Below are 343 nucleotides of genomic sequence, written 5' to 3'. Positions count from 1 at the left end.
CGTCCTGGGCGCCCCCCGCGGGCGGCCCGCCTTCCTGACGGCCTCGCCGGACGGCGGCACCCTGCTCGGTGTGACCTCCGCGGACGCGATCGCCCGGCTGGTCGCCGTGGAGCGGGTCCGCGAGCGTCAGGAGACCTCCGCCGCGCGGGAGGCCGCCGGCCACACCGCCGCAGTGGCCGGGCGCCTCGCCGAGGAGGGGATCAGCTCCTTGTAGGTTGTAGCCTCCGGCGCAGTACCCCTCTACGTCGCCGCCGACGTACTGGATCGGCTTCTGGACGTGCGGGAGGAGGGCCTCCAGGCGTGGGAAGACCGATTCGACAGTCATGTACTAGGAACCCTTACG

At 72.9% G+C, this 343-nt stretch carries 1 protein-coding gene; it reads left to right on the top strand.

What is annotated here, in order from left to right; all coding sequences use genetic code 11:
• Positions 1-214 (top strand): hypothetical protein (locus PUR61_RS00535; RefSeq protein ID WP_329874462.1); only part of this gene is annotated, 214 nt, incomplete at its 5' end.
• Positions 215-343: the final 129 nt, after the last annotated feature.

Source organism: Streptomyces sp. BE20, from assembly GCF_036322525.1.
Taxonomy (GTDB): Bacteria; Actinomycetota; Actinomycetes; order Streptomycetales; family Streptomycetaceae; genus Kitasatospora.
The sequence above is the reverse complement of the archived record's forward strand: the minus strand, read 5'-3'. Positions and strand labels throughout refer to the sequence as shown.